The organism is Nocardia jejuensis NBRC 103114 (genome assembly GCF_001613145.1).
Taxonomy (GTDB): domain Bacteria; phylum Actinomycetota; class Actinomycetes; order Mycobacteriales; family Mycobacteriaceae; genus Nocardia; species Nocardia jejuensis.
This window is the reverse complement of record NZ_BDBU01000029.1, coordinates 1-18,362: the sequence shown is the minus strand read 5'-3', so window position 1 is coordinate 18,362 and position 18,362 is coordinate 1. Positions and strand designations below refer to the sequence as shown.

Here is an 18,362-nt window from a genome sequence, read left to right as displayed (position 1 = left end):
CTGAACCGATCGGTCCATGATAGTCATATCTCAGTGTGAACCAATTGGTCCACATCGAGGGAGGAACCTTTCATGACCGCTCGAATCGCCACGGCCGAGACCGTCCCCCACGCCCGCATCATGGGCCTGGGCGCTTACCGACCCCGCCGAGTGGTCCCGAACTCGGAGATCATCGAGGCGATCGAATCCAGCGACGAGTGGATCCAGACTCGGTCCGGCATCAAGGCCCGCGGCTTCGCGAGCGATGACGAGACCATCGTCGGCATGAGCGTCGCGGCCTCCCGCCAAGCCCTCGAGGCCGCCGGAATCGGCGCGGACGAAATCGGCTGCGTGGTCCTGGCGACCTCGTCGCTGATGGTGCTCGGCCCGTCGGCCGGCGCCATCGTCGCCACCGAACTCGGCATGACCGACTGCGCCGCCTTCGATGTCTCCGCGGGATGCGCGGGCTTTTGCTACGCCCTCGCCAATGCCGCCGACCTGGTCCGTTCCGGCTCCGCGCGCTACGTTCTGGTGATCGGCGTCGAGCGCCTCACCGATCTGCTCGACCCCACCGACCGCACCTGCGCGTTCATCTTCGCCGACGGTGCGGGCGCGGCCGTGGTGGGACCGTCGGACGTCGAGGGCATCGGTCCCGTCGCTTGGGGTTCGGACGGCAGCCAGACCGATGCGATCAAGCAGGACAAGGACTTCCAGCAGTACTTCGCCGAGGTCGCTGCGGCCGAGGCCACGGGCGGCACCACGGTTCGCCCCTACATCCGCATGCAGGGCACCGCCGTATTCCGCTGGGCCGTAACCTTCTTGGAGAAGGCGTGCCGAGATGCCGTGGGCCGCGCCGGAATCACCATGGAGGACCTCGACGTCTTCGTGCCCCACCAGGCCAACATCCGGATCACCGAGGCCCTCACCCGAGTCCTGCACATGCCCGAAACCACGGTCATCGCCAAGGACATCCAGGATTCCGGCAACACCAGCGCCGCCTCCATCCCCATGGCGATGGAGCAGCTCCTGCGCAGCGGCGAAGCCAAGCCCGGCGACACCGCCCTGCTCCTCGGCTTCGGCGCGGGCCTGGCCTACGCGGGCCAGGTGGTAACCCTGCCCCCGATCGCCGACTGACGAATTACGCTGTGCTCCCGCCCTTTTCCGGGGTGGGGGCACCCTGTAACTCAGCTCTGCCAGACACTGCTGTCGATGAACCGCGACCACGCGCCGGGCGTGAAACGCAGGCCCGACGCCTTCGTCCTTGGTATCGCGCACGAGTGTCGCGTCGTCATGGCGTACTTCGACGCACTGTTTGCCCGCGTCGCGACGGCTGGATTTGTACCACGTGCCTTTGGCTGCGCGCGGCAGGCATCGTGACTGGTGAATCGGTGTATTCCACGGTCTCGCACTTCCGGGTTCCGCTTACCCGGGAGTTGACTGCGATGGCACGTGCGCGCTGCTCGTCCGGCATGCGAACTGTGTCGCCGGGTTCGGGCATACTCCTGAATCATGCAGCGGCAGAGCGCAATTACTTCAGATTCGGGTTGACTGCGGTCAGTCTCCGAGTGGCTCCGGGGAATTGCTACCTGATCGTCGGGCGGGAGAATTGCCGGAGGATGAACGCGTCTACGGCGGTGCGCATTTCGGGACTCAGCTCGGTATGGCTACCGAGGCCGACGACGCTTTCGTAGTCCACTCCATTGGCGGTGAATTGCGCCAGCAGGGCCGCGTGCAGCGGGGAGGGCACCGTGGTGTCGCGGGCGTTCATCAGCAGCAGGATCGGTGCGTCGTAGCCGGAGACCGGCACCCCCATGTAATCGGTGAGGGTCGTGTTGAATTCGGGCGTCGTCAGGGGCCGGGAGAGGAGGTCGCCGATCGACATGCCGTCCGCCAGGGGAGTGATCCTGTTAGAGCACAGGGAACCGATGGCGTCGACGAACGCGCGACCTCGGGGGCTGAGATAGCTGTTCACGTCGAGGGCGGGGCGGGCGGCGCGCACGCCGGTGAGCATCATCCCGACCAGGCCGGTGACATCCTGCGAGATGCCGGGAACCCACGGACCCGCCAGCGGCAACACCTTCTCGACATCGGATTCCGGGTCTATCGCGATCGTGCCTCGGAAGTCGAGTTCCGGAGCGTAGGTCGACTGGAGATTGCCCGCCCCCAGAGCGGCCTGCCCGCCTTGCGAACCACCGAAAACCGCCCAGGTCCGCGACAATTCGCTGTTCGCCTCGCGAGCGGCGCGAACCAGATCGATGGTGGCAGTGGCCTCGGTGCGGATTTCGAGGTACGGGTGGGGACCGGTGTCGAAGCGCCCCAGCCCCAGGTAGTCGGGCAGCACCACGGCGAAGCCCCGGGACACCCAGTCGCGCTCCAGCCCGCCGACGGCCGGCGCGCCCGGTCCGGTCTGGCCGCCGCATCCGGGCCCGAGTCCGCTGGTCCCGTGGTCGTACGCGATGATCGGCCAGCCACCCGGCGGCGGGCTGCCCGGCGGCACGAACAGTGCGCCACTGGCTCTTTCGAGTTCACCCTGTGAACCGGTCATCCAGTAGTCGATGACCGTGCCCCCGCTCATCTCCCGCCAGCCATCGGCCTGCGCGAGCGCGTCGATGAGTGTTCCGGGCGCGGTCGCGGCGGATGCGGGAGCCGCCGGAGTCAGCAGGGCCGCCACGACAGCCATCGCACATCCGGCCACCTGCCCGACCCGCACGGCGAAACGGGCCCGCGCAGCGCGGCGAAGCATCGAAACACGAAGCGATGAAGCCGGTCCGGCGCGCATCGCCCGATCCTGACACGCGACGGTCACTTTCCGGGTGAGGTGACCGACCGGGCGGGTCACAGGATGGGAACATCGCCCACCCTCTCCCTATCCGCCGAGGGTGGGCCCGTCCCACCCCAATAGCGCCTTCCCTCCGAACCGGCTGTGCTCCAGCAGATCCGCGACCCGCAGGAGCGGAGCGGCATACCCGAGCACCAGGTTCGGATCTCCCCACTTGCCCGAAGCCGGTATCGAGGTGGGCTTCTTCGGGAGGAGAAGACCTTGGATAGGTCAGTTCCTTATGAAAGGTTGTGCGACAACCTTTCATAAGGACGATCCACAGTGAAGGTTATCCGGCTGTGCACCGCGAACCCGAGGCTCGGTTCGCCGATGTCAGGCGCGGCGGTCGACGGTGGCCCAGGCGGCTACCGCGACCGCGGTGGAGACGACCGCTACCGAGGGCCAGGGGCCGATCTTCTTCGACAGTGGGTGGGATGCGCCCATGGCTCCGATGGAGAGGCCGGTGAGGGCGGCGGCCGTGGCGGGGCCGGCTGTTCTGGTCCAGCGGGGAATGGCGGCGGCGGTGGCGGCGAGGAAGACGGCTCCGCCGAGTTGGCGCTTCTCGGTGGCCTGGGCGAGGGCGAAACCGCCGGTGAGGCCGCCGGCTGCCAGCAGTGCGGTGGGGACCGTGGGAATCCGAGCCATATGCGACTACCTCCAGAGAAAAATCCGGCGCGGGCGTAGGGCACACCCGCGTTGTGAAACACGATCGAACCTACTCGCCTGCCGGAAATTGCCTGCTCCAGCCCTCGCCACTGGGCAGTGCGGCATCAGACCGGGCCGCCGGCGGTCGTGCGCCTACCTGGTGTAGACCGGCACTCCGCCGACGAAGGTGTGGGTGACGGAGATTTCCGCGATGTCGGCGGGGGAGACGGTGAACGGGTCGGTGTCCAGCACCACCAGGTCGGCCAGCGCTCCGGGGCGCAGGGTTCCGGTGTCGTTGTTCCGGTTCACGTAGGCGGAGCCCGCGGTGTACGCGGCGAGGGCGGTCATCAGGTCGAGGCGTTGATCGGGCAGCAGTGGCGGGAGCTCGGATTCGGGTGCGACGCGGTTGACGGCGACGTGGATTCCGGCCAGGGGATTGGGATCGCTCACGGGCCAATCACTTCCACACGCGAGCGTCGCTCCGGCCCGGACGAGATCGCCGAAAAGGTATTGGCGGGAAGCGAGATCACCCCCGAGGAACGGGAGGGTGAGGTCATCGAGTTGCGGTTCGTGTGCGGCCCAGAGGGGTTGGAGGTTCGCGATCGCGCCGAGGCGGTGAAAGCGTGGGATGTCCTGTGCGTGCACCACCTGCAGGTGCGCGAGATGGTGGCGATTGCCGCGCGGCCCGTTGGCCCGAAGCGCCACGTCTACCGAGTCCAGGGCCTCACGAACGGCGCGGTCGCCCAGCGCGTGGAAGTGCACTTGAAAGTCGTTGGCGTCCAACTCGGTGACGAACGAGCGCAGCGCCACGGGATCGACGAAACTGAGCCCGGAGTTGTCCGTGCAGCAGCCGTGAATGTCCCGGTAGGGAACCGTCATCGCGGCGGTGCCGTTCTCGGCGATCCCATCGAGCATGATCTTGACGGCATCGAGCCGAAACCGTCCGGACTCGAAATCCCTGCGGCGCTGCACCATTCCCGCGATCTGTGCGGAATCCCCGGTGCGATCCCACCACTGCGCCCCTCGGACTCGCCCGGTGAGCAGGCCCTTCTCCGCCACGGTGAAATAGGCGTCCGCACAGTCGAACGCCGCACCGTACGACCCGACGATGGCCTCCTGCCACCCGGTGATCCCCAGCGAGTGCAGCCGATCCTGCGCGCGCAGCAAACCCGTCGATCGCTCCCGGGGAGTGATAGCCGGAAGCACGCGCTCGATCAGTTCGGTAGCCCCCTCCTGAAGCATTCCCGATGGCGTGCCGTCGAATTCACGCTCGATGCGCCCATCGTCCGGATCGGCGGTGTCCGCCGTGATCCCCGCCAGCTCGAGCGCCCGAGTATTGGCCCACCCGCCGTGATGATCCCGATTGGTCAGGTAGACGGGCCGATCCGCGACAACGGCATCGAGCTGCCCACGCGTCGGCACACCCCCGGGGAAACTCTCCAGCGACCACCCACTGCCGGTGATCCATTGTCGTTCAGGGTATTTCGCCGCGTAGGCCGCGACCCGTCGCAGATACTCACCGAGATCCGTGGTCCCGGTGAGGTCGCAGGCCGCCAGCTCGAGCCCGGCCGCCGCCGCGTGCACGTGCGCGTCCTGGAACCCGGGCAGCAGCGCCCGCCCACTCAGCTCCACCACCTCGGTGCGCGGCCCGATCAGCGCACGCACCTCGAGATCGCCCACCGCCGTGATCCGCTCGCCGGTCACCGCCACCGTCGTGGCCCGGCTCCGCGCAGGGTCCATGGTGAGCACCGTGCCGCCGGTGAAAACCAAGTCGGCGTGCGACATTCGATCACTCCTCGCGGGGCGAATTTCCGGGCGTCTTCTCACCGTCGACGGTAGTCCTACCTGCGGCAACCCACGATCCCCGGCCGGTGCTCACGCGTGTGGCCCCGCAGTTTCCGGCACCCGAGTCCGGACCGTCGCACACAGCGGATCCACTCCGATGCAGAGGGTTCCAGCAACGCCGCCTCGCCTCGGCCGACCCCGACGTAGCGCGGCCCACGCCACCACTATCCGTCAGCGCAGTGACCCGGCAGGGTCTGTCCGGCCGCTGTGTAGCTCGCCCGATCCACATTCGACCGGCAGGTCAGCGGACTTTCAGCGCGTCGAGGATCATCGGGTGCGCCGTGGTCAACGCCTGCTGCCAGTACGGCCAGTTGTGCGTCCCGTTGCCGATGTCGATGCGGACCGGAATGCCCAGGGCGGCGACCCGGCCACGGAAGATCTGCGCCGCGGCCATGGTCATCGCCTCCAGGCCCATGGCATTGAAGGTGTTGACCAGGCCGAACGGGAGGTCGAGCGGGCCCGGGACACCGTTGCCGGAGGTGACGTACATCGGCAGCCCGCGCAGGCTCTCGGCCTGTTCGGTGGCGTCGTTGCGAATCCAGGCGGGATCGGAGGCCGGCCCCCACATGTCGGTGACGTTGAAGCGGCCCTCATCCCACATGGCCGCCCGCATTCCCTCGTTCCACATGGGGAAGGTCGGGTGCACGTAGCCGGAGAACGACCCGGCGAACTTGAATTGATTGCGATGTTTACCCGCCAGCACCAGCGCGGCGTTGCCGCCCATGGACGCGCCGACGATCGCGTTGTTCGTGCGCGAAACCCCGTAACGGGCAAGGAAATCGGGTAGTTCCTTGGTGAGGAAGGTTTCCCACTTGTAGGTGACGGATTGGCGGTTCGTGCTGCTCGGGCGATACCAGTCCGTATAGAAACTCGAATGCCCGCCGACCGGGAACACCAGGGTGACGTTGTCCCCGGCGAATTGACGCAGTGCGTCGGTGTCGGTCGTCCACTGGCTGTGGTCGTCGGGCGCGCGCAGGCCGTCCAGCAGGTAGAGGGCCGAGCTGCCGCCGCGGGCCGCCCATTGCACCTGAACCTTGATCTTCCCCATGCTCGACGGCACCCAGAGATCCTGGGTTCCCCCGGACGGAGTCTGGTGAATCGGCGCGTGAACAGGTTGTGCCGCAGCCACTGCCGCGCCGGCGGAGGTCACCAGCGTGCCCGCCGCGACCACGGTGACCGCCTTGCGCAGCCAGCCGCGAACAGCCCGCCGGTTTCCGAATCGCAGGTTTCCGAATCGCGCTGCCGTATCCACCTGTGCACCTCCCCGAGGGTCCACAAACAAGTTACCGAACCGCTCCGAATTTCGCTGTCGCTCAGCGCTGTTTGCTCGTTGCCCATTTGCGCCGCGAGAATCCGGAAGGCGTGTCCGGCCACCCGGTACCCCTACCGGTGGTACCGCTCCGCCGCGAATATCCGCCCGAGGGCACCGCGACCGCGGGCTGCTCATGATTGGGGTAGCCGAGCGGTTGCAAAGCGAAGCCCCCCGTTCAATATTTGCGGAGTGAATTCAACGCGATGCGACAGAGCGGCGGCGAATTACCTTGCGCGGCAATCGTTCGACGCATCTACCGCGACACGAATGCACATTCCGATCCGCACTCGTCGAATGCGCACCGGAGGCATCCGGTGACGGTGGTGACCGCTCTCCGGCTCAACATGACCACCCTCGGCGACCCGGCAGCCCGGCAGGCGAACCGATATCAGGCCGCCCTGGATATGGCGGAGTACGCCGACCGGTGCGGTTTCACGGCCGTCAGCTGCGAGGAACACCATCTCTCGGGCACCGGCTGGCTGCCCTCGCCCCTGCTGCTGGCCGCGGCCGTGGCCGCCCGCACTCGTCACCTCACCGTGAGCATCTGCGCACTGCTGGTGCCCCTGTACGACCCGATCCGGCTGGCCGAGGATCTCGCGGTGCTGGACAACATCTCGAACGGCCGGATCGCGATCATCGCCGGAATCGGTTACCGCCCCGCGGAATACGCCGCGATGGGCCGCGACTGGTCCCGCCGGGGACGGTTGATGGACCGGGCCCTCGAAGTCATGCTGGCCGCCTGGCGCGACGAGCCCTTCGAGTACGACGGCGCGCTGGTGAACGTCACTCCGAAACCCGCCACGAAGCCGCACCCCCAGCTGCTCGTAGGCGGCATGAGCGAGGCCGCCGCCCGCCGCGCCGCCCGCTTCGGATTGCCCTTCGCTCCGCCGATGTGCCTCCCGGAACTCGAAGCCCTGTACCTGAGCGAACTGCGGCGTCTCGGCGTCGACGGGTTCGTGCACCGCCCCGAACCCGGCAGCAGAATCACACTGCTGCACGAAGATCCGGACGCCGCGTGGCGCGAGTACGGCCCGTACGTACTGAACGAGGCCCGGGAATACGGCTCGTGGCGTCACGCCGGACTGCCCCGGCCCCATGAGGCCGCGGTCGACTCGATCGAGGCCCTGCGCGCGCACGGCTACGCCGAGATCGTGACCCCGGCCCAGCTGCTCGCCCAAATCGATTCCGGCCGAACCGAAATCGTGATGAACCCGCTGATCGGCGGCCTGCCCGTCGAGGCGGGCTGGGCCGGTCTGCGGCTGCTCGGAGACGAAGTGCTGCCCCGCCTCGCCTCGACAGCCGCACCGGCCCCGACCCCCGCCGCCTCCGATGTCCGCACCACGAAAGGGGTCATCGCATGATCTCCGAACTCATGACCTATCGGGAGAGCCTCGCGGTCGACGGTCTGCGCATTCGGCGCGCGCGCGAGGACGACTGGAACGCACTGCGCGACTGCTATTCCCGCGCCTTCGGCGGAGTGCACACCAAGGACTTCGAGAGCTGGAAACAACAATTCAGGCTCACCGACATCGTGGTGGGCGAGGATGTCTCGGATCCCGACGCGCCCTTCATCGCCGGCACGGCGGCGATTCTGCGCACCCTGGTCACGGTCCCCGGCGGCGCGCAGCTCGAGGTCGCGGCCTGCGCGCAGGGCATGGTCGCCACCACGCACCAGAAGCGCGGGCTCTACTCCAAGATCCAGGCCGAGATGATGTACGTCGCACTCGAATCGGGCGCGGATCTGTTCGCCGCCATGCCGGGACCCGGCGGCAGTTACGGGGGAGTCGGCGTCGCCGGTCATACGCGGCATCTGGTCATCGACCGTCGGCGCGCCGAACTCCGTGCCGGACAGGACGATGCGTCCCCCGCCCGCGAGCTGCGCCCCGGCATCGCCCGCTCGCGCATGCGCGAGGTGTACGACCGCTGGCAGCACGCGACGCCGGGTTCCCTTGCCCGCGGCGAGTTCTACTGGCCCGCGACCTACGACGACGACTCGTGCGTGATCCTGCACCCGGACGGCTACGTGGTCTTCGACCTCATCGGAAAAACGGTGCGTGTCCATGACTTCTGCGCCCTGACGGTCAGCGCGCATCGAGAGCTACTGCGCTGCCTGCTCGGTCACGGCGAGTATCTCGAAATCCATATGGACACAGCCGTCGACGACCCCACCCAACTTCTGCTGCGGGACCCGCGCGCCGCCACCGTCACCGGCATCGACCCCGGCGTCTGGATGTGGATTCTGAACGCGGCCAAAGCCTTCGAATTGCGTTCCTACCGTGCCGACTTCCACGGTGTGATCGAGGTGGCCGACCCGTACGGCATGTCGGCGGGCCTGTTCACCCTGGACGTCACCGGCGGCAGCGGCAGCTGGAAACCCGCCCCCGACAACGTGACCCCGGATGTGCGCCTGAGCACGGTCGAACTGGCCGGCTGCTACTTCGGTGCGCACACTCCGCTGGAACTGCACCGCGCGGGCCGCCTCGACGAGCTGACCGCCGGTGCGGTCGCGGCCCTGGATCAGGCGCTGGCTCCGATCAAGCGGCCCTTCAACATCACCCCCTTCTGACCCTTCGTGACGAGGACACCATGACGACCCTGCGCCCGGCGCGGCTGACCGCCGCCGCCAAGAAGTTCCTGATGTGGGATCCGAATCCGGCCCTGTTCGGGATCACCATCCCGTGCCCGGTTCCGGTCACGATGGGTCTGCACGACGCACAGCATCTGATCAACGCGCTCATCGACAACCACGAATCGCTGCGCAGCCGGTACAGCTACGGCATGGACGCGCGGTGCCTCATCGAACTGCCGTCCGACGGCGGAATCGACACGGACAGAATCGATGTGCGCGTGATCGACATCGAGCATGTCGCCCCCGAATCGATCGAGCAGGTGATCGAGGAGACCACGGTCGCGAGCAATCTCCGCCTCGACCCGCCCGCGGGCAAGGTCGTCACCGCCGCTCTGCTCACCCGGTCCACGGACGTCAACATCCTGCTGCTCACCATTCATCATGTCGCCATCGACGGCGTCGCCATGTGGGTGATGTGGGACGACGTCGCCACCTACGTTCGCCAATGGGAGGCGGGCGAACCGATCGTCCTGCCACCGGAATCGACGACCGGCGCGGAATGGGCCGAATTCCTGGACGAGTACGCGCTGACCCGCTCCGGTGAGTTCGACTACTGGGTCGCGGCCTCGGATATCGAACCGTATGTCACCGAGCGCCCCGACTCGCCGGAGTCGGCCTTCCTGGACGGTGTGATCGAAGGCCCGCTCGCGGAGCGGCTGCTCGACGAACTCCCCGCCGCCCTCGACGTCTCCTTCACTCGAATCCTGCTCATCGCACTGGGTTTGGCCATCGAGGACGTTACCGGCGTCGCCCGTCCGGTGCAGGTGCAGAAGCACGGCCGCTACAGCCGACTGCGTCCCGGCACCGATCTCAGCCGTACCGTCGCCTGGCTCTCCGACGACTATCCGTGGCTGCTGCGCCCGGCGACCGGCAGCCACGGCGATCGAATGCTGGACGCGATCGCCGGTTACCCACAGCATCCCGAGGACTTCACGCTGCTGTTCTGGCATCACCCCGAAGGCTTCGCGCGGGTCGTCGAATTCAACACTCCGAAGTTCTATTTCAACTATCTCGGCGATGTGGGCGTCTGGATTCCGGGTGCGCACTCGCGTGAACAAGCCCGTCTGACCGTGTTCGATCTGAGCATGTTCCTCGGGGCCAGCCAGAACGACGGCGTCCGCCGCGTGCACTACTCGGTCCATTCGCCCACCGGCGGCATCGGCATAGCGCGAGTGAAAGAGATTGTCGCGCAATGGCTGTCGATCCTGGAGACCGTCGAGATCGGGGTCAGCGCATGAGCAGAATAGTCATGACCGGCATCGGCAGCCGCGGAGACATCGCCCCGCTGACCGGACTCGGCGTGCGGCTGAAGGAGGCCGGGCACGAGGTCACGGTGGCCGCGCACTCGGTGTTCGCCGAGCTGATCTCCGGTTGCGGACTGAACTTCCGGCAGATGGAGACCAATGTCGATGTCGACATGGAGGATCCGGACGTCGATCGGCAGAAGGCGGCCTGGCAGTTCGCCTCGCCCAAAGGGGTTCGCGCCACCGGCCAGGGCATGATCGACGCCCTGCGGGACATCCCCGCCGACGCGCTGTTGATCTCGCAACTGACCGAGTTCGCGGGCTTCCCGCTCGCCGAGGCCAAGGGCATCCCCGCCATCGGAGTGCGGTTCCAGCCGATGTCGGCGACCGCCGCGCATCCGCCCGCCTCGATGGGCGCGCAGTCGATGGGCGCGCGCGGCAATCGACTGGCCGCGGACATCGGCGGGTGGATCACCGATCACGTCTACGGCGGAGCCGTGAGCGCGTTCCGTCGCGAGCTCGGCCTGCCGAAGGTGGGCGTCCGCGAACTGCGGCGTCGTCGCACGGCCGCGGAATGGGTGATCCTGCACGGCTATTCGCCCAGCGTGCTGCCCCGGCCCGCCGACTGGCGGCCGGGTCTCGAGGTCACCGGCTACTGGTGGCCGCCCCGTCCACACGAGTGGCAGCCGCCCGCCGAGCTCGTGGAATTCCTCGCCGCGGGACCGCCGCCGGTGTTCGTCGGGTTCGGCAGCGTGGTCAACAGCGCCGAGCACAGCGCCCGCATGTCGGAAATCGTCGGCAGCGCACTGAAACAGGCGGGTGTGCGCGGCATCGTGCAGGCGGGCTGGCTGCAATTGGACGTGAGCGGGGACAGCCTCATGACGATCGGCGAAGTGCCGCACGACTGGCTCTTCCCGCAGATGGCGGCCGTCGTGCATCACTGCGGCGCGGGCACGACGGCGGCGGGTCTGCGCGCGGGCGTTCCCGCCATCGGCGTGCCGGTCTACTCGGATCAGCCGTTCTGGGCGCGTCGCCTGGTCGACCTGGGCGTCAGCAGTGCGACCATCCCGCACCAGAAGCTCTCCGCGGACAACCTGGCCGCTGCCATCCGCGACACCGTCGCCGATACTTCGCTGCGCGCCAACGCTTCTCGGCTCGCCGCGAGAATCGCCGAGGAGGACGGCGCGGGGGAGGCATTGAAGATCATCGAAGCGCGGCTCGACGCGGCGGGATAACTCCGGTCTCCGTTTCCCGGACACGGCCGTCGCTCGGTGCGCGGGGCGCGCATATCTCGAGGGGATGTGCGCCCCGCCGCGCCTATTCGGCGTCCGGAGTGCGTAGGTCCTCGATGCGCTGCCGCAGATGATCCAGCAGCTTGTCGGGATCGTCGAATCCGGCGGGATCGATGGGCTCCCCGAAATGAATGGTGACCCGCTGGCTCCGGTCGAACGCCGGCCCGTCTCCCCGAGATTTCCGCATCGGCAACACCCGATCGGTTCCCGAGGTCCCCACCGGAACGATCGGAATCCCGGTCGCCAGCGCAAGTTTCGCCACCCCCGGCTTGTACGGCTCGACTTCGCCCCGCGTGACCAGCCGCCCCTCCGGATAGATGATCAGCACGCCGCCGTGCCGCAGTACCCGCTCCGCCTGCGACATCGCCTCCTGCCCCGACTCGCTGTCGCGCCGCACCACCGGAATCTGCCCGAGCCGCTTCACCAGCCACCCCACCACCGGCCACGTCCACAACTCCGCCATGGCGATAGCGACCGCCCGCCGCCGCAAAGCCCCCCACAGAAACACCGCATCCAACATCGAAATGTGATTGCTGGCCACGATGACCGGCCCACTCCCCGGCACCAACTCCCGCCCGACCACACTCACCCGCACGAATCTCGACCAGGCCAATCCCCGCAGCACCCGCCGAACCACTTTCGTGGTCACCCAAGCCCGCTTCCCCAACCCCTTGGGCCGCCCATCCTCACCCACCACGATCCCACCAATCCCTAGTCCGAATTCCCCATCCTCGTCCCCGCCTCCCATCCCCGGCAGCGTGAAACTACGCAATCCGGCCACAGCAGCTCAGGCCGCGTCCATCCGCTTCCCTCTGCCACGGAATTCATCTGGGCTTCACGCGGAGCAAACCTCTCGCGACTTAGGTGTCGGTCATGGACCGCGTACGGGTGTCGACCGTCGATGAACTCATGGAACTGCTCTCGGACTGCGAGGACGTCTGGGATATGCCGGACCGCAGCGGTGACCCCGTCGACATCCTCGACCACGACCGCCAGTGCGCGGAGCTGCTGCGGGAGCGATTTCCCGATGACGAGCAACTCCAGGTCGCCGGGCTCGTGCACGACATCGGTCACATGCTGGTCCCCGGCGACGACGCCGGGCACGGGCGTCACGGCGCGGACGCGGTCCGAGACCTGCTCGGCGATCGAGTGGCGCGCCTCGTGGAACTGCACGTCACCGCGAAACGCTATCTGGCAGCGACCGATTCGGTGCACACCGCCGCCCTGTCCGAATCCAGCCGGCGAACCCTGATCGCCCAGGGCGGCCCCATGACCACCACCGAGATCGCAGAATTCGAAGCCGACCCCGATTTCCACGCCGCCCTGGCCCTGCGCAAGGCCGACGACGCGGGCAAGGTGATCGACCTGAGGGTCAGCGCCCTCCCCGCCTGGCGCCCCGTCATCGAACGGGTGGCCGCCGCACGCTGAGCCTCGACGCCGATTCGGCACTGCCGGATCAGCACACTCGCATCGGGGAGAGTGCCGGACTCGGTGTCAGCGACCGTGTCAGAGGACTGTCAGTGCGCTGTCAGCTGCCCCCGCCACAGTGTGTACATCAACGAAAACGACCGGCTCCGAACGGATCCGAGTCACCACTTCGAAGGAGTACACATCATGTCCCTCAACCTCACCGCCCAGGATCAGCAGACCGTTCGCACCGCCGCCTACGGCGCCGTGTCCCTGCTGGCCTCCACCGGTGGCAAGCCCAGCAAAGCCGCCACCGAGGGCAGCCTCGCCCTGATGTCCGCGACCGGTCCCATCGGCCATGTTCTCGCCGCCAAGTCCAAGGACATCAAGCTGAAGGGCAAGTCCGTGGCCGAACTCGCCGACCAGGTGCTGCCCGCACTGACCGCCGCCGTCGCCCTCCTCGAGCAAAAGGACCCCGCGGAGGCCGGCAACTTCCGCACCACCGTCCTGATCGCCGTGGACTCCGCCGCCCGCATCTCCCAGGGCAACCCCGCGCCCGCCACCGCCGAGATGGCTCGAAAGATCACCGCCGCCCTCGATGCGGCCTGACCTGGACTCCCGTGGATTCGACGCCTGGTAGCGTGGGTGTGTGCTCATAGAGGAAGTGGACAGACTCTAGCCGCCCGGTCGAAGGCGGCCTCTGAACGCACACACTCACGCGGGTGTCCGTATTCCGGACCGTCCGTGAGGTTTTCGCCTTCGCCCATCCGCAAAGTTCCGAGATCACGCGCGCCCGATTGCATATCCGGGCGCGATATTTGCGGCCGCTCGTACGCGAGCAGGAAAGAGTCGACAACCCATGTCCACATCCATGCCCTCTGCGGTTCTGCTGCAGAATCTGTCATTCGAATGGCCGGACGGGACCGTTGCCCTCGCCGGTCTCGACGGCGCCCTGACCGCCGGGCGCACCGGCCTCGTCGGGCGCAACGGCTCGGGAAAATCCACGCTGTTGCGATTGATCGCCGGAGAGCTGACGCCGACCTCCGGGCACATCGACACCACCGGTGAGGTGGGGTACCTACCGCAGACGCTCACCCTCGGCCGAGACGACACCATCGCGCAATTGCTCGGCGTCGCAGACGAACTCGCGGCTCTGCGCGCGATCGAGTCCGGCGACACCGCGGACGAACACTTCGACACCATCGGCGACGACTGGGACATCGAAGCGCGCGCCGCGGAGGCACTGGACGAAATAGGCTTCCGGGCAGCAGATCTCGATCGTCGAGTCGGCGAGATCTCCGGCGGCGAGGCCGTTCTGATCGCGATCACGGGTCTGCGGATCCGCCGCACTCCGATCACCCTTCTCGACGAGCCGACCAACAACCTGGATCGCGAAACCCGTGCCAAGCTGGCCGAATTCGTCGACACGTGGCCCGGCACGCTCGTGGTGGTGAGCCACGACCTCGAGCTGCTCGAGCACATGGACGCGACCGCCGAACTGCACGGCGCGACCCTGGATGTGTTCGGCGGCCCCTACAGCGCCTGGAAACAGCACATCGAGCACGAGCAGGCCGCCGCCGCGCAAGCCGCGCGAACCGCCGAGCAAGCCCTGAAGGTCGAGAAGCGCCAGCGCATCGACGCCGAGACCAAACTCGCCCGGCGAGAGCGCACCGGCAAAGCGACGCAGCGCGACGGCGGCATACCTCGCATTCTGGCGGGCAATCGCGCCAGCAGGGCGCAGGGTTCGGCAGGGGCCATGCGGACCACACTCGATGCGAAAGTCGTTGCCGCACAAGAGGCACTGAACTCCGCCGCAGCTCGTGTACGGCGCGAGGAACACATTCACCTCGAACTCCCGGACCCCGACGTGCCTCGCAGTCGCCGCATCGCCGAATTGCGTGACGGCGAGCGGACCCTCGTCATCCAGGGACCGGAGCGAGTGGCGCTGATCGGGCCCAACGGCGTCGGAAAATCCACTCTGCTCGACGACCTGCTCCACGATCGCCGCCCCGACCGCGCCACCCTCCTCACCGACCGGGTCGGCTACCTGCCACAGCGCCTCGACAACCTGGACGAGCAGGCCAGCGCCCTGGAGAACGTCCACTCGGTCGCCGCCACCGCCTCTCCCGGCGACATTCGCAATCGGCTGGCCCGGCTACTGCTGCGCGGCAGCAGCGTCGAACGACCGGTCCGCACCCTCTCGGGTGGCGAACGCTTCCGAGTATCGCTGGCTCGCTTGCTGTTCGCGGACCCGCCCGCGCAACTGCTGATTCTCGACGAGCCCACGAACAACCTCGACATCCCCAGCGTGGAGCAACTCGTCGAAGCCCTGTCCGACTATCGTGGCGCGATTCTCGTTGTCAGCCACGACCATCCGTTCCTGCGCCGCATCGGCATCGATACGGTCCTGGAACTCGAGCCCGGTGGCGGCATCCACCGCCGAAGCTCCCTCTAGAGAGAGCATGCCGAGCCCTGCCACGGGGCTCGGCATTGCTCCTGAGCGAGCCGGGGTACCCGGGTGGAGCCCGTCCGCGGAGCGACACCGCGGTCGGAAACACCCCCGGCGTCCTCGACCCTCAGAGATGGTCCGCGTCGATGACCGCCTGCGCGAACGGTTTCGGAGCCTCCTGCGGCACGTTGTGCCCGATGCCGTCCAGCACCCGGTGCTCGTACCTGCCGGTGTACTTGGCGGCGTACGGCTTTCCATCCTTGGCCGCGCCGTCGAAATCACTGCCGATCGTGATGGCGGGCACGGTGATCGCCGGTCCCGTGGCAAGGCGCTGTTCGTATGCGTCGTACTGCGGCTCCCCGGGAGCCAGGCTCAATCGCCACCGGTAGTTCGAGATCACGACATCGACGTGATCCGGATTGTCGAACGAGGCGGCGCTTCGATCGAAGGTCGCGGCGTCGAAATTCCATGCGGGAGAGGCGCGCTTCCAGATCAGCTCGTTGAAGTCGTGGCGATTCTCGGCGTATCCGGCGCGCCCGCGCTCGGTCGCGAAGTAGTACTGGTACCACCAGCCGAGCTCGGCGTCCGGTGACAGCGGCTGCTGCTGCGCCGCCTGCTGAGTGACGATGTACCCGCTCACCGCGACCATCGCCTTGACGCGCTCGGGCCACAGCGCGGCGATGATGTCGACCGTGCGTGCGCCCCAATCGAATCCGCCGAGCACGGCCTTGTCGATGTGCAGCGCATCCATGAAATCGACGATGTCGCGGGCGATGGCCGACTGCTGCCCGTTCCGTACGGTCTGGGGGGACAGGAATGTGGTGGATCCATACCCGCGCAGGAACGGAATCAGGACGCGGTAACCGGCATCGGCGAGCAGCGGCGCCACATCGGCGTAGCTGTAGGGATCGTAGGGCCACCCGTGCAGCAGGATCACCGGCTGCCCGGTGCTGGGCCCGAACTCGAAGTACCCGACATCCAGCGCCCCGGCCACGATCTGTTTGACCGGCCCGAGCGTGGTGTGGGCCCCGGATCCGGCCCGCAGATCCGCGCCCGCCGCAGTCGTCACCGTGGCGGGCGTGCTCGACGACTCCGCCCCGCACGCGGCCAGTGTCGCCGCGGTCAGCCCCGTCACCAGCGCCGCACCGAGAAATCTTCTGCTCTTGTTCATGCCCTCGACGCTATGGAGGGCCGGGATGGCGCGGCGAGCGTCGGATGACGTAATGAGTGTCTGTCAGGCCGCCGGGTCGTCCGTGGCGGGCAGCAGTCCGGCGAGGTCGCCGCGCGAGCTGATCCCGAGCTTCGGGAAGATCCGATGCAGATGGGTGCTGACCGTGCGATGGGACAGGTACAACCGCTGACCGATCTCCCGATTGGTCAGACCTTGCGCCGCCAGCTGCGCGATGCTCAACTCGTGTGGAGTGAGGCGCTCGCGGGCATCCGGATCGCGATTCGGGCTGGACTCACCGGCGCTGCGCAGTTCCAACCGGGCCCGCTCGCTCCAGGCGGCGAACCCGAGCGCGTCGAAAACCTCTCGGGCCGTGCGCAAATGGGTACGAGACTCCACGACTCGGCGCTGCCTGCGCAGCCATTCGCCGTAAGCCAGATGCAGTCGGCCACGCTCCGCGGGCCAGGCGGTGAGATCCGCCGCCAATGCCTCGGCGAACAGCGGATCGGCCGCATCACCCGCGAGAACCGCGCGGGCATAACGCATTCCGATGTGCAGCGCCGGTGACGAGCTGGACGCGACAGCGCCATCCAGGCCATCCAGTAGTTCCGTGAGTGGCTTCATCTGCCTGGCGCGCACCGCGGCCTCGGCGAGTTCGGTGAGGAAATACGCCCGCAGCGAGGCCGAATACGACGGGTCGAGCGGATCGTGCAGCCGAGCCAGATCGGTGAAGGCATCGTCGAATCGACCCTCCCCGAGGGCGATGAGCCCGCGGCTGAGCTGGACCGTGGCAAGCACCGGTCGTGCGCCCGCCGCCAGCCCGGTCCGCTCGGCCTCCGCCGCCAGCGCCGACGCCTGCGTGTAATCGCCTCGCAGAGCGGCGATTTCGGACTGCACGGCAACCATCACCGCGTGCATGAACGGCTGCCCGATCTCCTGGGCGAAGGCCGCGGCCTCGGCGGCGATGGGCGCGGCGGTCGCGAGGTCGCCGAGCCGCGCCAGGCTCCAGGCGTGGATCGCCAGCGCGCGGGTCAGCAGGCCCAGTCGTCCGGAGGAGCGGAATCCGGGTGTGGCGGCGGCGGAGAAGGTGGCGGCGAGGTCGAAGGCGCCGACCTGGAACGCGGCGCTGCTCAGGAAGTGATCGACCTCGGTATCTCGCCCGGTCGTCGCCGCGAGCGTATGCAGTTGGCGCAGAACGGGTTCGCCACGTTCGATCGGCGCGACGATCGAGTCGATCGCGACCTTGCGCGGATCGCTTTCGGGCAGGCCGAATGTGTCCGCCATCTCCAGCACCGCGCGCCGGGTCTCGATGCCGGGCTCGGACCAGAAGCACCGCATGGCCGCACCCCACATGATCCGCATCGCGGCATCGGGATACCCGTCGGCGGCGACAGTGGACGCGAGTGCGGTCAGTTCGCCTATGCGCGTCGGACTTTCACGCAGCCCGTCCTCGAACCCGCTGAGCAGCCAGTTCGCGGTGGCGTCCTGCGCGGGTGTGAGAGGAAGTGCGCGCGCGGCGCCCACCAGCCGTTCGGCGGTGCCGCGGTGTCCGGCGTCCACGGCCAGCTCCGCCG

The 18,362-nt window shown here is 67.8% G+C and carries 15 protein-coding genes and 1 pseudogene; 8 read left to right on the top strand and 8 right to left on the bottom strand.

Annotated elements, in window-relative coordinates:
• Positions 1–72 precede the first annotated feature (72 nt).
• Positions 73–1,113 (top strand): beta-ketoacyl-ACP synthase III, encoded by a 1,041-nt coding sequence (locus NJ1_RS23665; RefSeq protein ID WP_067698064.1) that lies wholly within the window; start codon positions 73–75, stop codon positions 1,111–1,113.
• Positions 1,114–1,266: 153 nt separating this feature from the next.
• Here NJ1_RS23665 and NJ1_RS41045 read toward each other — a convergent pair.
• From NJ1_RS41045 to NJ1_RS23645, 5 genes and pseudogenes are all read right to left on the bottom strand, one after another.
• Positions 1,267–1,347: pseudogene (locus tag NJ1_RS41045) on the bottom strand (DUF397 domain-containing protein); the annotation flags it as partial.
• 214 nt (positions 1,348–1,561) lie between these two features.
• The gene (locus NJ1_RS23660; RefSeq protein WP_067698155.1) at positions 1,562–2,659 is read right to left on the bottom strand and encodes a lipase family protein; all 1,098 of its coding nucleotides are present in this window, start codon (positions 2,657–2,659) and stop codon (positions 1,562–1,564) included.
• A 471-nt stretch (positions 2,660–3,130) separates the two neighbouring features.
• The gene (locus NJ1_RS23655; protein ID WP_067698062.1) at positions 3,131–3,442 is read right to left on the bottom strand and encodes a hypothetical protein; all 312 of its coding nucleotides are present in this window, start codon (positions 3,440–3,442) and stop codon (positions 3,131–3,133) included.
• A gap of 153 nt (positions 3,443–3,595) precedes the next feature.
• The gene (locus tag NJ1_RS23650) at positions 3,596–5,227 is read right to left on the bottom strand and encodes an amidohydrolase (RefSeq protein WP_067698060.1); all 1,632 of its coding nucleotides are present in this window, start codon (positions 5,225–5,227) and stop codon (positions 3,596–3,598) included.
• 301 nt (positions 5,228–5,528) lie between these two features.
• Positions 5,529–6,512 (bottom strand): alpha/beta hydrolase, encoded by a 984-nt coding sequence (locus NJ1_RS23645; protein ID WP_067698153.1) that lies wholly within the window; start codon positions 6,510–6,512, stop codon positions 5,529–5,531.
• A 401-nt stretch (positions 6,513–6,913) separates the two neighbouring features.
• Between NJ1_RS23645 and NJ1_RS23640 the strand changes: the two genes are divergently transcribed.
• From NJ1_RS23640 to NJ1_RS23625, 4 genes are read left to right on the top strand one after another with little or no spacing between them, the layout of a single operon-like run.
• Positions 6,914–7,960, top strand: a complete 1,047-nt coding sequence (locus NJ1_RS23640; RefSeq protein ID WP_067698058.1) for an LLM class flavin-dependent oxidoreductase — start codon at positions 6,914–6,916, stop codon at positions 7,958–7,960.
• Entirely contained in the window at positions 7,957–9,165 is a 1,209-nt protein-coding gene (locus tag NJ1_RS23635; RefSeq protein WP_067698056.1) for a GNAT family N-acetyltransferase, read from the top strand. Before NJ1_RS23640 ends, NJ1_RS23635 begins: the two co-directional genes overlap by 4 nt.
• 20 nt (positions 9,166–9,185) lie before the next feature.
• Positions 9,186–10,466, top strand: a complete 1,281-nt coding sequence (locus NJ1_RS23630) for a condensation domain-containing protein (protein ID WP_067698054.1) — start codon at positions 9,186–9,188, stop codon at positions 10,464–10,466.
• Complete coding sequence (locus NJ1_RS23625; RefSeq protein WP_067698052.1) at positions 10,463–11,707, top strand: glycosyltransferase; 1,245 nt, start codon at positions 10,463–10,465, stop codon at positions 11,705–11,707. The genes NJ1_RS23630 and NJ1_RS23625 overlap by 4 nt, the downstream gene beginning before the upstream one ends.
• 82 nt (positions 11,708–11,789) lie before the next feature.
• Here NJ1_RS23625 and NJ1_RS23620 read toward each other — a convergent pair whose 3' ends face one another.
• Positions 11,790–12,413 (bottom strand): lysophospholipid acyltransferase family protein, encoded by a 624-nt coding sequence (locus tag NJ1_RS23620; protein WP_245717553.1) that lies wholly within the window; start codon positions 12,411–12,413, stop codon positions 11,790–11,792.
• A gap of 224 nt (positions 12,414–12,637) precedes the next feature.
• Between NJ1_RS23620 and NJ1_RS23615 the strand changes: the two genes are divergently transcribed.
• The 3 genes from NJ1_RS23615 to NJ1_RS23605 all read left to right on the top strand — a co-directional run bounded on the left by NJ1_RS23615 (position 12,638) and on the right by NJ1_RS23605 (position 15,626).
• Positions 12,638–13,192: an HD domain-containing protein gene (locus tag NJ1_RS23615; RefSeq protein ID WP_067698048.1), complete on the top strand. Its 555-nt coding sequence runs from the start codon at positions 12,638–12,640 to the stop codon at positions 13,190–13,192.
• A 186-nt stretch (positions 13,193–13,378) separates the two neighbouring features.
• Positions 13,379–13,780, top strand: a complete 402-nt coding sequence (locus NJ1_RS23610; RefSeq protein ID WP_067698046.1) for a hypothetical protein — start codon at positions 13,379–13,381, stop codon at positions 13,778–13,780.
• Between the two features lie 250 nt (positions 13,781–14,030).
• Positions 14,031–15,626 carry an ABC-F family ATP-binding cassette domain-containing protein gene (locus NJ1_RS23605; RefSeq protein ID WP_067698044.1) on the top strand — a complete coding sequence of 532 codons (1,596 nt, stop codon included), beginning with the start codon at positions 14,031–14,033 and terminating at the stop codon, positions 15,624–15,626.
• A gap of 121 nt (positions 15,627–15,747) precedes the next feature.
• Here NJ1_RS23605 and NJ1_RS23600 read toward each other — a convergent pair whose 3' ends face one another.
• Positions 15,748–16,791, bottom strand: coding sequence for an alpha/beta fold hydrolase (locus NJ1_RS23600; protein WP_067698042.1), 1,044 nt, complete (start codon positions 16,789–16,791; stop codon positions 15,748–15,750).
• Positions 16,792–16,854: 63 nt separating this feature from the next.
• A partial coding sequence (locus tag NJ1_RS23595) for a LuxR C-terminal-related transcriptional regulator (protein WP_169813190.1) occupies positions 16,855–18,362 on the bottom strand: 1,508 nt, incomplete at its 5' end.

Excerpts from the sequence above, each read along its gene's own strand:
- NJ1_RS23605 (WP_067698044.1), top strand. The coding sequence starts at position 14,031 with ATGTCCACATCCATGCCCTCTGCGGTTCTGCTGCAGAATCTGTCATTC.
- NJ1_RS23660 (WP_067698155.1), bottom strand. The coding sequence starts at position 2,659 with ATGGCTGTCGTGGCGGCCCTGCTGACTCCGGCGGCTCCCGCATCCGCC.
- NJ1_RS23615 (WP_067698048.1), top strand. The coding sequence starts at position 12,638 with ATGGACCGCGTACGGGTGTCGACCGTCGATGAACTCATGGAACTGCTC.
- NJ1_RS23625 (WP_067698052.1), top strand. The coding sequence starts at position 10,463 with ATGAGCAGAATAGTCATGACCGGCATCGGCAGCCGCGGAGACATCGCC.
- NJ1_RS23630 (WP_067698054.1), top strand. The coding sequence starts at position 9,186 with ATGACGACCCTGCGCCCGGCGCGGCTGACCGCCGCCGCCAAGAAGTTC.
- NJ1_RS23600 (WP_067698042.1), bottom strand. The coding sequence starts at position 16,791 with ATGAACAAGAGCAGAAGATTTCTCGGTGCGGCGCTGGTGACGGGGCTG.
- NJ1_RS23655 (WP_067698062.1), bottom strand. The coding sequence starts at position 3,442 with ATGGCTCGGATTCCCACGGTCCCCACCGCACTGCTGGCAGCCGGCGGC.
- NJ1_RS23650 (WP_067698060.1), bottom strand. The coding sequence starts at position 5,227 with ATGTCGCACGCCGACTTGGTTTTCACCGGCGGCACGGTGCTCACCATG.
- NJ1_RS23665 (WP_067698064.1), top strand. The coding sequence starts at position 73 with ATGACCGCTCGAATCGCCACGGCCGAGACCGTCCCCCACGCCCGCATC.
- NJ1_RS23610 (WP_067698046.1), top strand. The coding sequence starts at position 13,379 with ATGTCCCTCAACCTCACCGCCCAGGATCAGCAGACCGTTCGCACCGCC.
- NJ1_RS23635 (WP_067698056.1), top strand. The coding sequence starts at position 7,957 with ATGATCTCCGAACTCATGACCTATCGGGAGAGCCTCGCGGTCGACGGT.